This window comes from Reyranella sp. (assembly GCF_965279465.1).
GTDB lineage: Bacteria > Pseudomonadota > Alphaproteobacteria > Reyranellales > Reyranellaceae > Reyranella.
Window position 1 is genome coordinate 5,034,009 of record NZ_OZ257242.1, and the last position, 13,233, is coordinate 5,047,241.

Sequence of the window (13,233 nt, forward strand, 5' to 3'; positions counted from 1 at the left end):
TGAGCTTGCATTCGTGCCGCCAACCCCCTAAATACGCGCCAACTTCGCACGCGGGTTTGCGGTCGACGGGGAGAAATCCCGCCGCTCGCTCCGGTGTCCCCAGGGCTCATAAGCTTGGGGGGACGACGCCCGCGGAGGCCCAACCGGAAAAGGAGATACGGCATGGCTATGCCGATGTTCACGATGCGTCAATTGCTGGAAGCGGGCGTCCACTTCGGACATCACACCCGGCGCTGGAATCCCAAGATGAAGCCGTACCTCTTCGGGGTGCGCAACGGGGTTCATATTATCGACCTCACCAAGACCGTACCGCTGCTGGAGCAGGCGCTCCTGCAGGTGCGCCAGGTCGTGTCCAACGGCGGCCGCGTGCTGTTCGTCGGCACCAAGGCTGCCGCCGCGGATCGCGTAGCCGAAGCCGCCAAGCGTTGCGGCCAATACTACGTCAACCATCGCTGGCTGGGCGGCATGATCACCAACTGGCAGACCATCTCTGCCTCGATCAAGCGCTTGCGCGAGCTCGATGAGCGGCTGAAGGGCGACGTGGTCGGCTTGACCAAGAAGGAACAGCTCGACCTTACGCGCGAGCGCGACAAGCTCGAGCGGTCGCTGGGCGGCATCAAGGAAATGGGCGGCACACCCGACATGCTGTTTATCATCGACACCAACAAGGAGTCGATCGCGGTCCTCGAAGCCCGCAAGCGCGGCATTCCGATCGTGGCGGTGCTCGACAGCAACTCCGATCCGGACGGTGTCGACTATCCGATCCCGGGCAATGACGACGCCATCCGCGCCGTGTCGCTGTATTGCGACCTGATATCCAGCGCGGTGCTCGACGGTATCCGCGCCGAGATCGCTGCTTCCGGCGGCGACGTGGGCGCGCTCGACGAGCCGCCGGTTGAAGAAGTTCCTGCTGCCGAGGCCGACGGTCCGTCCGCCGACACTCCGGCCGCCGAGGCAGCGCCGGCCGAGTAGGCCGGCCCCTCTGCAGACCAACAACGGGGCCGGTCGCAAGACCGGCCCTTATTGCACTTGATGGAGCTGAACTATGGCTGAGATCACCGCTTCCCTGGTCAAAGAGCTGCGCGAGAAGACCGGCGCGGGCATGATGGATTGCAAGAAGGCGCTGAACGAGGTCTCGGGCGATCTCGAGAAGGCCGTCGACTGGCTGCGCACCAAGGGCCTGTCCGCCGCTTCCAAGAAGGCGGGCCGCGTCGCTGCCGAGGGCCTCGTGGGCGTCGCTGCGAACGGTACCCGCGGCGCTGTCGTCGAGGTCAATTCCGAGACCGACTTCGTCGGCCGCAACGAGCAGTTCCAGAAGTTCGTCGGTGCCGTGACCAGGCTCGCCCTCGACAATGGCGGCGACCTGGCCAAGGTCGCGACCTCGCCGTTCCCCGGCTCCAGCCGCGACGTACAGGGCGAGCTCACCAACATGATCGCCACGATCGGCGAGAACATGAGCCTGCGCCGTGCCGCCTCCCTGTCGGTGTCCGACGGCGTCGTGGTGGCCTACACCCACAACGCCGTTGCGCCGGATCTCGGCAAGATCGGCGTGCTGGTGGCGCTCGAGTCCGAGGGCGACAAGGCCAAGCTGGCGGGGCTCGCCAAGCAGCTTGCCATGCACGTGGCCGCCACCAATCCGCAGTCGCTGACCGTTGCCGAGCTCGACCAGGCCGCGATCGAGCGAGAGCGGGGCGTGCTGGCCGAGAAGGCCAGCCAGACCGGCAAGGCGGCCGATATCATCGCCAAGATGGTCGAAGGCGGGTTGCGCAAGTTCCACCAGGAAGTCGTGCTGCTCGAGCAGGCCTTCGTGATCGACGGCAAGACCAAGGTGTCGAAGGTCGTCGACGATGCCGCCAAGCAGGTCGGTGCGCCGGTTCGGCTCGCAGGCTTTCTGCGTTTCGCCCTGGGCGAAGGCATCGAGAAGAAGTCGGAAGATTTCGCCGCCGAGGTGGCTGCGCAACTCAAGAAGTAGTATGAACGGCAGTCGACGCGGGCTAGGTATGCCCGCGTCGCCCAAAAACTGACTGAGGCGTTCGAATGCCCCCGGCTCCCCGCTACCGTCGCGTCCTGCTGAAGCTCTCGGGGGAGGGCCTGATGGGCGAGCGGGAATATGGTCTCGATCCGAAGATGGTCGAGATGGTCGCCCTGGAGATCAAGACGGTCGTCGAGATGGGTGTGCAGGTCTGCCTGGTGATCGGCGGCGGCAACATTTTCCGCGGCGTCTCGGCCGCCGCTTCCGGTATGGACCGCGCCAGCGGCGACTATATGGGCATGCTGGCGACGGTCATCAATTCACTGGCGATGCAGAGCGCTTTGGAGCGGCAAGGGCTGCAGACCCGTGTACAGTCGGCCATTCCGATGACGACCGTCTGCGAGCCCTATATCCGCCGTCGCGCCGCCCGCCACATGGAGAAGGGCCGCGTCGTGATCTTCGCTGCCGGCACGGGCAATCCCTTCTTCACCACCGACACCGCCGCCGCCCTGCGCGCCGCCGAGATGAGCGTCGATGCGATGCTGAAGGGCACGCAGGTCGACGGCGTTTATTCGGCCGATCCGCGCAAGGACAGGAATGCGAAGCGTTACGAGACGCTCACCTACATGGATGTGCTGCAACAGGACCTCCAGGTGATGGACGCCTCCGCGATCTCGCTGGCGCGCGAGAACAGGATTCCCATCATCGTTTTCGACATTCACAAATCCGGATCCTTCGCCGAAACCATGGCCGGCGAGGGTACATATACGATCATCAAGGACGGGGGCTGAAGGATGAGCACAGACCTCAAGGAACTCGAGAAGCGCATGCAAAGCGCGATGGACGCGCTGAAGAAGGAATTCCAGGGCCTGCGCACCGGCCGCGCGTCGGTCAATCTGCTCGATCCGGTGACTGTCGAGGCCTACGGCCAGCGCATGCCGCTCAATCAGGTCGGCACGGTGAGCGCGCCAGAATCGCGGCTGCTGACTGTGAGCGTCTGGGACAAGGGCCTCGTCATGCCGACCGCCAAGGCGATCCGCGACGCGGGCCTCGGGCTCAATCCGGCGCCGGACGGCCAGATGATCCGAATTCCGATCCCTGAACTTACCACCGACCGGCGCAACGAACTCGCCAAGCTGGCGCATAAGTATGCCGAGGGCGGGCGCGTCGCGGTTCGCAACATCCGTCGCGATGGCATGGACTCGCTCAGGAAGGCGGAGAAGGACCACAAGATCTCTCAGGACGAGCATCGTCAGAAATCGGACGAGGTTCAGAAGCTCACCGACCGGTACGTCAAGCAGGTCGACGATTCGCTGGCGACCAAGGAAAAAGAGATCAAGACCGTCTGATGCCGACAGCTCCGCTGCCTGCCTCGCCCGACGGGTCGTCGGCTCCCCGGCACGTCGCCATCATCATGGATGGTAACGGCCGTTGGGCGAAGGCGAGGGGGCTGCCGCGCGTGGCGGGCCATCGGCGGGGCGCCGATGCAGTGCGACGGGTGATCCGCGGGGCGGGTGAGCTCGGCATTCCGGTGCTCACGCTGTTCGCATTCTCGACCGAGAACTGGACCCGTCCGGCCGAGGAGGTCAGCGACCTGATGGGCCTGCTGCGGCACTATTTACGCAACGAGCTGGAAGAACTCGGCCGCAACGGCGCGCGGTTGCGCGTGATCGGTGACCGAGGCCGCCTGGCCAGGGATATCGTGTCCGATATCGGCGATGCCGAGCGGCGCACGCAGTCCAACACGCGGATCGACGTCAATATCTGCATCAACTACGGCTCGCGCGACGAGATCGTCCAGGCGACCCGCAACCTCGCGCGCAAGGTCGCCGCCGGCGAGCTGGCCGTGGAGAAGATCGACGAAGCGCTGTTCGAACGCGAGCTGCTGACCGCCGGCGTGCCAGATCCCGACTTGCTGATCCGCACCAGCGGCGAGCAGCGCATTAGCAATTTCCTGCTCTGGCAGTGCGCCTACGCCGAGCTGGTGTTCGTCGACACGCTGTGGCCCGACTTCGGCAAGGAGCATCTGGAGCGGGCGATCGCCGAGTTCCGCCGCCGCGAACGTCGCTATGGCGGCGTCGGAAGCTAGGGCGCCCCAGGCGTCTCCAGCGCGTTTCCGTGGCTTGCTGCTTCGGGTCGTGTCGGCCGTCATCCTGGGCCCGCTGCTGTTGGCGGCGGTCTGGTATGGTTTCCCCTGGATCGACGTCGTCGCCGCGCTCTGCGCGCCGATCATGATCCGCGAGTGGTTTCGCCTGACGCATCGGCGGCCGGTGGCCTTCGTACTTGCGGCTGCCTATTCGATCGCTGCCTTGCTCGCCCTGCTGTGGTTGCGCCACCAGCCGGCCTACGGCCGTGAGACGATCCTCTGGATCCTGGCCTGCGTGTGGGCAACCGACATTGGCGCCTATTTCATCGGCTCCTTGGCCGGCGGTGCCAAGCTCGCGCCCTCGATCAGCCCGAGCAAGACCTGGTCGGGATTGGTGGGGGGCATGTGCTTCTCCGCCGTTGTGAGCGCCGCCTGCGGCCTCGTGTTCGATGCCGGCGAGACATTGATGCTGGCGGTTATCGGGATCACCATCGCCGTGGTGGCACAGGGCGGCGACCTGCTCGAATCGGCGGCCAAGCGCCGTGCGGGGGTTAAGGACAGCGGCAACCTGATCCCGGGACACGGCGGTATACTCGACCGCATCGACGGGTTGATCGCCGCCCTCGTATTCATCGCCGCGCTACGGCTGGCGACAGCAGGAGACTGGCCATGGGCATGATGCGTTGGACCGCGCCGTCGCCCGATACGCCGCGGCACGTCACGATCGTCGGCTCGACCGGCTCGGTCGGCCAGAGCACGGCCGACCTCATCGCGCGCGCGCCCGACAGCTATCGTGTCGAGGCCCTTGTCGCCGGCAATTCGGTCGAGGCGCTGGCCGAGCAGGCCCGCCGGCTCAAGGCGAAGATGGCCGTCGTCGCCAATCCGCAGCGCTACCGGGCCCTCAAGGACGCACTGGCCGGCACGTCCATCGAAGCCGCAGCCGGGCCGGAGGCGGTGATCGAGGCCGCGTCCCGGCCGGCGGAGTGGGTGATGGCCGCCGTGGTCGGTTATGCCGGCCTGGCGCCGACCTTGGTGGCCGCCCGGCGCGGCGCCATGGTTGCGCTGGCCAACAAGGAGGCGCTGGTCTGCGCCGGCCGTCTGCTGATCGATGCCATCTCCGGATCGGGCGGCGCCCTGTTGCCGGTCGACTCTGAGCATAACGCCATCTTCCAGGTATTCGACCCCAGCCAGCGCGCGTCGATCGATCGGCTCATCCTGACCGCATCGGGGGGGCCGTTTCGCAACTGGTCGCTTGCCGACATGGCCGAAGCCACGCCGGAGCAGGCGCTTGCCCATCCGAACTGGGACATGGGCGCCAAGATCTCCATCGATTCGGCGACCATGATGAACAAGGGCCTCGAACTGATCGAGGCGCACCTGCTGTTCGGCCTGCCGACCGGGCAGATCGAGATCGTCGTACATCCGCAATCGGTGATCCATTCGATGGTCGCCTATCGCGACGGCTCCGTGCTGGCCCAGCTCGGCACGCCCGACATGCGCGTGCCGATCGCCCATGCGCTCGGTTGGCCGGCGCGCATCGACGGACCGGCGGCACGACTCGATTTTACCAACCTCGCGCCGCTCACCTTCGAGCGGCCCGATTCCGGCCGCTTTCCCTCGCTACGTCTCGCGCGGGAGGCGTTGGCGTTGGGCGGTTTTGCTCCGGTGGTGCTGAATGCGGCGAACGAGGTGGCGGTCGCGGCGTTCCTCGCCCGGCGGATCGGCTTCCTCGACATCGCGCGAGTGGTTGAGAACGTGATGGTGGCGAGCGACGACTTTGCAGGACCTGTCGACTCGCTCCAGCAGATTCAGTCGGCCGACCGCGAGGCCCGCCGGAGGGCCGACGAGGCTCTTAAAAGTCACACGCTAACCAATTGAAGTAGAACGACATTCATGGTGTAGTGGATCATGCACGGTATCGTCAGCCTATTCACGACCTATCTGCCGTATTTCGTTTTGGTGCTGACGCTGCTCGTGTTCGTCCACGAGTTCGGCCACTACTGGGTCGGCCGCCGTTTCGGCATCCATGCCGAGGTCTTCTCGATCGGGTTTGGGCCCGAGCTGCTCGGCTGGACCGACCGCAACGGCACGCGGTGGAAGATCTCCGCGATCCCGCTCGGCGGTTACGTGAAGTTCCTGGGCGACAGCGATGCCGCCAGCGCGACCCATGACGAGCCACTGACGGCCGAGCAGCGCAAGCGCGCCTTCTTCACCCAGCCACTGTACGCCCGTGCCGCCGTCGTCCTCGGTGGTCCGGCAGCCAACCTGCTTTTCGCGGTCTTGCTCCTTACCGGCGTCTTCTATGCCGCGGGCGAGCCTTACTCGCCGGCCACCGTCGCGGTGCAGGCCGACGGACCGGCGGCCAAGGCGGGACTGCATACCGGTGACGAACTCGTCCGTCTCGCCGGCAAGCGCATCAATCGCTACGAGGACATCCAGGACGCCCAGTTCCTCTACTGGGCCAAGCCAATGCCGGTCGAATACCGGCGCGACGGCAAGCTCCTGACCGGCGAGATCGCACCGCAGTTCTGCGAGCGGACAGACAAGTACAACAACACCATGCGTTACGGCGAGCTGGGCATGGACCAGCTCATCCGGCCGGTGGTTGGCGGGTTCACGCCCAATAGTCCGGCCGAGGCGGCAGGGTTGAAGGTCGGCGACCGCCTGGAAGCGATCGATGGCAAGCCGGTCACTCATTTCACCTACATTCCCGAACTGATCGGTGACAAGGCCGGCCAGCCGGTGAGCGTCACATACAGCCGCGACGGCCGTGACTACACGACGTCGCTCGTGCCCGAGGCCGACAAGGTCACCGATTGCACCGGCAAGGAAAAGACGGTCGGGCGCCTCCGCATCCGCCCGGCCGGCGTGACCGAGTTCCGCAGCCACGACGTCCTGGGCGCCGTCGGCGCCGGCGTGAGCCACGTCTGGGGCATGACCACGATGTTCTATACGTCGATGGCCCAGATCCTGACGGCGACAAGACCGGTCGACGAGCTGGGCGGCCCGATCCGTATCGCCAAGGCGGCAGGCGAGGCGTCCTACGGCGGCTGGGTCGGCATCCTTAATCTCGTCATCGCGCTGTCGGTGGTGTTGGGTGTGTTCAATCTTCTGCCTGTGCCGATGCTCGATGGCGGGCATCTGGCGATGTACCTGTACGAGGCCGTACGTGGTCGGCCGCTGGGGCTCAAGGCGCAGGAACTCGGGCTGAAAGTTGGCTTCGCCCTGGTGATCGGCATGGCGCTGATCGCCACCTTCAACGACATCAAGTTGTTGTTGCGTTGAATTCGCACTAGGGGTGGGGGACAAAAGGGGTGACGAATCGTCCAAGGCCGGTTTATGAAGCTCCCTTGCTGAACGTGGCCAACGGCTTGCGGTGAAGGTGGCGCGGGTGGGTTTGAATTTTCGCTGGGCCGTATGGGTCGTCGTTGCGATGCTGGCCTTTGCCTCGCCCGCCGTCGCGCAGCGCGGCGGCGCTGCGCCCGCCGGCGTGATCACGTCCGTCCAGATCCAGGGCAACGTGCGCGCCGAGCCGGAGACGATCCGCTCTTACCTGCAGCTCAAGGAAGGGCAACCCTACGATGCCGCGGCTGCAGACCGTTCGCTCAAGGCGTTGTTCTCGACCGGCCTGTTCTCCGACGTCGTGATCGACATGCAGGGCTCGACCCTGATCGTGAAGGTGACGGAGAACCCGATCCTCAATCGCGTCGCCTTCGAGGGCAACAAGAAGATCGACGACGACAAGCTGCGCGATGAAGTGCAGTCCAAGCCGCGCCAGGTCTTCACCCGCGCGCGCGTGCAAGCCGACGTCGAGCGCCTCCTCACGATCTATCGCCGCAGCGGTCGCTACAACGCCGTCATCGAGCCCAAGATCATCCAGCTCGAGCAGGGCCGCGTCGACCTGGTGTTCGAGATCGACGAGGGCGACGTCACCGGCATCAAGCGCATCAGCTTCGTCGGCAACGAGCATTTCAGCGACGGCACCTTGCGCGGCAGGATCAAGACCACCGAAAGCGCTTGGTGGCGCTTCCTGTCGTCCGACGATCGCTTCGATCCCGATCGCTTGAATCTCGACCGCGAATTGCTGCGCAAATTCTATCTGTCCGAGGGCTACGCCGACTTCCGCGTCGTCTCCGCGGTGGCCGAGCTTGCGCCCGACCGCGACGGCTTTTTCGTCACCTTCACGATCAGCGAGGGCGAACGTTACAAGTTCGGCAAGATCGAGGTCACGTCGCGCTTCCAGGGGCTCGATACGGACACCCTGAAGAGCTACCTGACGATGAGCGAAGGCGATTGGTACGACGCCGACGAAGTCGAGAAGACGGTGACGGCGATGGCCGACGCGGTCGGCACGTTAGGCTACGCCTTCGTCGAGGTTCGCCCCAACATCCGGCGCAACAAGGACACGAACACCATCGACCTGACGTTCGACATCCAGGAAGGGCCCCGGGTCTACGTCGAGCGCATCAACATCTCCGGCAACACCCGCACCCTCGACAAGGTGATCCGCCGCGAATTCCGTCTCGCCGAGGGCGACGCCTTCTCGACCGCCAAGGTCCGCCGCAGCCAGCAGCGTCTCAAGAACCTGGGCTTCTTCGAGAAGGTCGATATCTCGGCCGCGCCAGGCTCGGCGCAGGACAAGACCAACCTCGAAGTCCAGGTGGTCGAGCAGAGCACCGGCGAAATCTCCTTCGGCGCCGGCTTCTCGACGACCTCGGGTATCCTGGGCGACATCTCGATCCGCGAGCGCAACCTCCTCGGCAAGGGCCAGGACCTGCGCCTCAGCCTGTCGCTCGGCACCTTGAGCACCTTGATCGACCTCAGCTTCACGGAGCCCTATTTCCTCGACCGGAATATCTCCGCGGGCTTCGACATCTTCAGGACGTCGAACGACCGCCAGAACATCGCTTCTTACAGCGACCGCAGCCTGGGCTTCGCCTTGCGCGCCGGCTGGGCCTTCACCGAGCACACCCGCCAGACCGTGCGCTACACGCTGCGCCAGTCGGACATCTACAACGTCCAGCCTTGGGCCTCGACGATCGTTCAGCGGCAACAGGGAACGTCGGTCGTGTCGGAGATCTCCGAAACCATCGCCTGGGATACCCGCGATACGCGCCTCAATACGACCAAGGGCTGGTTGTTGCGCAATACCGTGGCGGTCGGCGGTCTCGGCGGCACGCAGTACTACGTGCGATCGACCGTGGACGGCGTGTACTACCAGACGATCATCGAGGACTTCGTCGCCTCGATCGGTGGTTCTGCCGGCATCATCGCGCCCTACAACAACACGACCCTGCTCCTCAACAACCGGTTCTTCATCGGCGGCGATACGTTGCGCGGTTTCAGGGTGGGCGGCATCGGTCCGCGTGACGCCAATACGTGGGATTCGCTGGGTGGCAAATACTACTACACCGGGACGGCAGAGCTGAGCTTCCCGCTCGGCCTGCCGAAGGAAATCGGTATTCTGGGCAAGGCTTTCATGGATGTCGGATCGCTCTGGGGTTCGGCCGACGATCCCAGCACGGTGGACGTTCTCGACAGTCAGCTGATGCGCGTGGCGGCCGGTTTCGGCATCCAATGGATATCGCCGTTCGGCCCTATTCGTGTAGACTATGCCATCCCTATCCAGAAGGAATACTTCGACAAGACGGAGAATTTCCGTTTCAGCTTCGGAGCGCGCTTCTGAGCGAGGACGGTGGCGACATGAACATGCAGACCGACAAGACCAGCGTGGCGGCGTCGACCGCGACCTCGGTCGACATCAAGCGGATCCTGCAGATGATCCCGCATCGCTATCCGATGCTGATGGTCGACAAAGTGACCGAGATGGTTCTCGCGGAGAGCGCGGTCGGGATCAAGAACGTCAGCGTCAACGAGCCGTTCTTTCAAGGTCATTTCCCATCCGAGCCGGTCATGCCCGGCGTGCTGATCGTCGAGGCGATGGCGCAGACGGCCGCGGTGCTTGTGGTTGCGACCTTCGGTTCGCAGTCCGAGGGCAAGCTCGTCTACTTCATGTCGATCGACGGCGTGCGCTTCCGCCGGCCTGTGATTCCGGGCGACCGCCTCGAGTTGCACGTGAAGAAGGCCCAGAGCCGCGGCAACGTCTGGAAGTTCGACGGCAAGGCAATCGTCGACGGCAAGGTTGCCGCGGAGGCCACATTTGCCGCCATGATCCGAGACAAGTAGGAGGGGAAGATGCCCGATACAGCCGCCAATTACCGCATGCTGCACACGATGATCCGCGTGAAGGATCTCGACAAGTCGCTGGCCTTCTACACCGGCCCGATGGGCATGAAGATGCTGCGCAAGCGCGAGGTCCCGGATGGGAAGTACACGCTGGCGTTCGTCGGCTACGGCGAGGAGAACGAGCACTGCGCCGTCGAGCTCACCTACAACTGGGATCAGGAAAAGCCCTATGACCTGGGCAGCGGCTTCGGGCACCTCGCGGTCGGCGTGCCGGACGTCTATGGCCTGTGCGAGCAGGTCACCAAGAGCGGCGGCAAAGTCACGCGCGCGCCCGGGCCGGTGAAATTCGGCACCACCGTGATTGCCTTCGTCGAGGATCCCGACGGCTACAAGATCGAGCTGATCGAGCGGAAGTAGATACGGTCCGCACCGGCCACTGCCGATACTCCTCCCCGTGCTTGGTGCGGGGAGGAACTCTACTCGTAGTCGCGTTTAGACAGGCCACCCGCTCAGCAGGGCGAGCGCCGCGAGCACCAGCACCGATCCTGCGACCACCAGCCGGACCCGGAGGTTGGGCTGGCGTGTGTTGTCGTTGGCCGCGCGGCCGAGCCGCACCACGCGCGGCATCGCCCGGGGCCTCTGGGCAGTCGCCCAGGCGGCCATCCGGCGCGAGCCGTGCGAGGAATGCGCCACGATCCCTTATCCCCGCAGGTGGAGGGGTTTGTACGGCCGCTCCGTTTGACCGCTGTACATCTGGCGCGGCCGGCCGATCTTCTGGTCCGGGTCCTCGATCATCTCGTTCCACTGCGAGATCCAGCCGACGGTACGCGCCACGGCGAACAGCACGGTGAACATCGACGTCGGGATGCCGATCGCCCGGAAGATGATGCCCGAGTAGAAGTCGACGTTCGGGTAGAGCTTCTTCGAGACGAAGTAGTCGTCCTTGAGCGCGATCTGCTCCATCTCCATGGCCAGCTCGAGCAGCGGGTCGTGGGTGATGCCGAGTGAGGTCAGCACCTCGTGGCAGGTTTGGCGCATCACCTTGGCGCGCGGATCGTAGTTCTTGTAGACGCGATGGCCGAAGCCCATCAGGCGGGTGTGATCCTGCTTGTCCTTCACGCGGCTCAGGAAGCCCGGGATGTTCTGCTTGCCACCGATCTCGTTCAGCATCGAGATCACCGCCTCGTTCGCGCCGCCATGGCTCGGGCCCCACAGCGAGGCGATGCCGGCGGCGATGCAGGCGAACGGATTGGCACCCGAGGAGCCGGCGAGACGAACGGTGGAGGTCGAGGCGTTCTGCTCATGGTCGGCATGAAGCATCAGGATGCGGTCCATCGCCTTCTCGACGATCGGATTGACGACGTAGTCCTCGGCCGGAACCGAGAACATCATCTTCAGGAAATTGCCGGAGTAGGAGAGGGTGTTGCTCGGATAGACGAACGGCTGGCCGACGGAATATTTGTAGGCCATGGCGGCGATCGTCGGCATCTTGGCGATCAGGCGGTAGGACGCCACCATCCGCTGGTACGGATCGTGGATGTCGAGCGAGTCGTGATAGAAGGCCGACAGAGCGCCGACCACGCCGCAACACACTGCCATCGGATGGGCGTCGCGGCGGAAGCCGCGATAAAAGGTGCTGAGCTGCTCGTGCAGCATCGTGTGGTTGGTGATGTCCTTGACGAACTTGTCCTTCTGCGGCTTGGTCGGCAGCTCACCGTTCATCAGCAGGTAGCAGCACTCCATGAAGTCGCTCTGCTCGGCCAGCTCGGCGATGTTGTAGCCGCGATAGAGCAGCACCCCTTCGTCGCCGTCGATATAGGTGATCTTGGAGCCGCAAGAGCCGGTCGAGGTGAAGCCGGGATCGTAGGTGAACATCCCCGACTCGCCGTACATCTTGCGGATATCGACCAGGCGCGGCCCGATCGTGCCGTGCATGATGGGGAAGTCGTAGGATTTGCCGGTTTCGTTATCGGTCAGCGTGGCGGTCGACTTGGCCATTGGAACACTCTTTCGGCTCGATTTGACGGGTTCGGCCGCACCCTAACAAGCCGCCCCGGAGCGCGCAATTGTGCAGCCGGACCGCTATTTCGCCGCGCGCGTGAGGCGCGCGATCCGGCCGTCGATCGCGGCCAGGCCGAGGCCGATCAGCGCCATGCCGGCGGCGTGGCGAGCCTCCAGTTGTTCGTGCAGGAACAGAGCGCCCAACAGGATCGATGTCGCGGGAATCAGGAAGGTTACGAGCAGAAGATTGGTCGCGCCGGCAGCGGCGAGGATGCGGAAGTAAAGGACGTAAGCGAGCGCCGTCGAGAGCAGGGCAAGGCCGGCCAGGGCGGCCCAGGTCGTGGCCGGCGGCAGGGCCGCCAACGTCCACGGTGGCTCGACTATCAGCATGATCGGAAGAATCAACACGCTGCTCGCCGTCACCTGGCCGGCTGCAGCGTCGAGCGGTGCGATGCCCATGGCGCGGAAGCGCCGGCCGTAGATGCCGGCGAAGGCGTAGGAGAGCGCCGCGCCGAGGCAGGCGAGCTGGCCCCACAATCCGGCCGTCGATCGCGCGAATGCATCCGGACCGATCAGCACGGCAACACCTGCGAGCCCCGCCAGCACTGCTGCAACCTTGGCGCCGGTCATCTTTTCGTCATTAGTCAGCGCGTGCGCTACCACGACCGTGAACAGGGGCGTGGTGGCGTTGAGAATCGAGGCCAGTCCAGAGGCGATGTGAGTCTGGCCCCAGAAGATCAGCGAGAAGGGCACGACATTGTTCAACGCACCCATTGCGAAGTAGGTGCGCCAGGGCGCGTTGCGGGGCAGCGGCTTCACCAGGTTGAGTGCGAGCGCCGCCAGCGCCACGCGGCAGAACACGACGGTGAACGGCCCGAGCGCGCCGAGCGCCACCTTGGCAAAGAAGAACGAGCCGCCCCAAAGAATCGAGAGCGACAGCAACCAGATCCAGACGCGCCAACTCATGGCGCGACTGTCGCCGCGTCGG

At 64.8% G+C, this 13,233-nt stretch carries 14 protein-coding genes; 11 read left to right on the forward strand and 3 right to left on the reverse strand.

Features of this window, described 5'->3' with window-relative positions; all coding sequences use genetic code 11:
• The first annotated feature begins 162 nt into the window (after positions 1–162).
• The 11 genes from rpsB to gloA all read left to right on the forward strand — a co-directional run bounded on the left by rpsB (position 163) and on the right by gloA (position 10,661).
• Complete coding sequence (gene rpsB / locus ACQY8M_RS24515) at positions 163–972, forward strand: 30S ribosomal protein S2 (RefSeq protein WP_428660953.1); 810 nt, start codon at positions 163–165, stop codon at positions 970–972.
• A gap of 73 nt (positions 973–1,045) precedes the next feature.
• Positions 1,046–1,972 carry a translation elongation factor Ts gene (gene tsf / locus ACQY8M_RS24520; protein WP_428660956.1) on the forward strand — a complete coding sequence of 309 codons (927 nt, stop codon included), beginning with the start codon at positions 1,046–1,048 and terminating at the stop codon, positions 1,970–1,972.
• A gap of 65 nt (positions 1,973–2,037) precedes the next feature.
• On the forward strand, positions 2,038–2,763 hold the full coding sequence (gene pyrH / locus ACQY8M_RS24525) for a UMP kinase (RefSeq protein WP_428660959.1): 726 nt from the start codon (positions 2,038–2,040) through the stop codon (positions 2,761–2,763).
• A 3-nt stretch (positions 2,764–2,766) separates the two neighbouring features.
• Positions 2,767–3,321, forward strand: a complete 555-nt coding sequence (gene frr / locus ACQY8M_RS24530; RefSeq protein WP_428660962.1) for a ribosome recycling factor — start codon at positions 2,767–2,769, stop codon at positions 3,319–3,321.
• Positions 3,321–4,061, forward strand: a complete 741-nt coding sequence (locus ACQY8M_RS24535) for an isoprenyl transferase (RefSeq protein ID WP_428660965.1) — start codon at positions 3,321–3,323, stop codon at positions 4,059–4,061. Before frr ends, ACQY8M_RS24535 begins: the two co-directional genes overlap by 1 nt.
• Positions 4,062–4,095: 34 nt before the next feature.
• Positions 4,096–4,737 (forward strand): phosphatidate cytidylyltransferase, encoded by a 642-nt coding sequence (locus ACQY8M_RS24540; RefSeq protein WP_428660968.1) that lies wholly within the window; start codon positions 4,096–4,098, stop codon positions 4,735–4,737.
• On the forward strand, positions 4,728–5,936 hold the full coding sequence (gene dxr / locus ACQY8M_RS24545) for a 1-deoxy-D-xylulose-5-phosphate reductoisomerase (protein ID WP_428660971.1): 1,209 nt from the start codon (positions 4,728–4,730) through the stop codon (positions 5,934–5,936). Before ACQY8M_RS24540 ends, dxr begins: the two co-directional genes overlap by 10 nt.
• A gap of 30 nt (positions 5,937–5,966) precedes the next feature.
• Positions 5,967–7,343 carry an RIP metalloprotease RseP gene (gene rseP, locus ACQY8M_RS24550; RefSeq protein ID WP_428660974.1) on the forward strand — a complete coding sequence of 459 codons (1,377 nt, stop codon included), beginning with the start codon at positions 5,967–5,969 and terminating at the stop codon, positions 7,341–7,343.
• A gap of 106 nt (positions 7,344–7,449) precedes the next feature.
• The gene (bamA, locus tag ACQY8M_RS24555) at positions 7,450–9,744 is read left to right on the forward strand and encodes an outer membrane protein assembly factor BamA (RefSeq protein WP_428660977.1); all 2,295 of its coding nucleotides are present in this window, start codon (positions 7,450–7,452) and stop codon (positions 9,742–9,744) included.
• Positions 9,745–9,761: 17 nt separating this feature from the next.
• A complete protein-coding gene (gene fabZ / locus ACQY8M_RS24560; RefSeq protein ID WP_428660980.1) occupies positions 9,762–10,244 on the forward strand; it encodes a 3-hydroxyacyl-ACP dehydratase FabZ in 483 nt (160 codons plus the stop codon).
• 9 nt (positions 10,245–10,253) lie between these two features.
• Positions 10,254–10,661: a lactoylglutathione lyase gene (gene gloA, locus ACQY8M_RS24565; RefSeq protein WP_428660983.1), complete on the forward strand. Its 408-nt coding sequence runs from the start codon at positions 10,254–10,256 to the stop codon at positions 10,659–10,661.
• Positions 10,662–10,736: 75 nt separating this feature from the next.
• Here gloA and ACQY8M_RS24570 read toward each other — a convergent pair whose 3' ends face one another.
• From ACQY8M_RS24570 to ACQY8M_RS24580, 3 genes are all read right to left on the reverse strand, one after another.
• On the reverse strand, positions 10,737–10,937 hold the full coding sequence (locus ACQY8M_RS24570; protein WP_428660986.1) for a hypothetical protein: 201 nt from the start codon (positions 10,935–10,937) through the stop codon (positions 10,737–10,739).
• A gap of 6 nt (positions 10,938–10,943) precedes the next feature.
• Positions 10,944–12,242, reverse strand: a complete 1,299-nt coding sequence (gene gltA, locus ACQY8M_RS24575) for a citrate synthase (protein ID WP_428660989.1) — start codon at positions 12,240–12,242, stop codon at positions 10,944–10,946.
• An 84-nt stretch (positions 12,243–12,326) separates the two neighbouring features.
• Positions 12,327–13,211: a DMT family transporter gene (locus ACQY8M_RS24580; RefSeq protein ID WP_428660991.1), complete on the reverse strand. Its 885-nt coding sequence runs from the start codon at positions 13,209–13,211 to the stop codon at positions 12,327–12,329.
• Positions 13,212–13,233: the final 22 nt, after the last annotated feature.

Excerpts from the sequence above, each read along its gene's own strand:
- fabZ (WP_428660980.1), top strand. The coding sequence starts at position 9,762 with ATGAACATGCAGACCGACAAGACCAGCGTGGCGGCGTCGACCGCGACC.
- rpsB (WP_428660953.1), top strand. The coding sequence starts at position 163 with ATGGCTATGCCGATGTTCACGATGCGTCAATTGCTGGAAGCGGGCGTC.
- pyrH (WP_428660959.1), top strand. The coding sequence starts at position 2,038 with ATGCCCCCGGCTCCCCGCTACCGTCGCGTCCTGCTGAAGCTCTCGGGG.
- tsf (WP_428660956.1), top strand. The coding sequence starts at position 1,046 with ATGGCTGAGATCACCGCTTCCCTGGTCAAAGAGCTGCGCGAGAAGACC.
- gloA (WP_428660983.1), top strand. The coding sequence starts at position 10,254 with ATGCCCGATACAGCCGCCAATTACCGCATGCTGCACACGATGATCCGC.
- ACQY8M_RS24580 (WP_428660991.1), bottom strand. The coding sequence starts at position 13,211 with ATGAGTTGGCGCGTCTGGATCTGGTTGCTGTCGCTCTCGATTCTTTGG.
- rseP (WP_428660974.1), top strand. The coding sequence starts at position 5,967 with ATGCACGGTATCGTCAGCCTATTCACGACCTATCTGCCGTATTTCGTT.
- ACQY8M_RS24535 (WP_428660965.1), top strand. The coding sequence starts at position 3,321 with ATGCCGACAGCTCCGCTGCCTGCCTCGCCCGACGGGTCGTCGGCTCCC.
- frr (WP_428660962.1), top strand. The coding sequence starts at position 2,767 with ATGAGCACAGACCTCAAGGAACTCGAGAAGCGCATGCAAAGCGCGATG.
- gltA (WP_428660989.1), bottom strand. The coding sequence starts at position 12,242 with ATGGCCAAGTCGACCGCCACGCTGACCGATAACGAAACCGGCAAATCC.
- dxr (WP_428660971.1), top strand. The coding sequence starts at position 4,728 with ATGGGCATGATGCGTTGGACCGCGCCGTCGCCCGATACGCCGCGGCAC.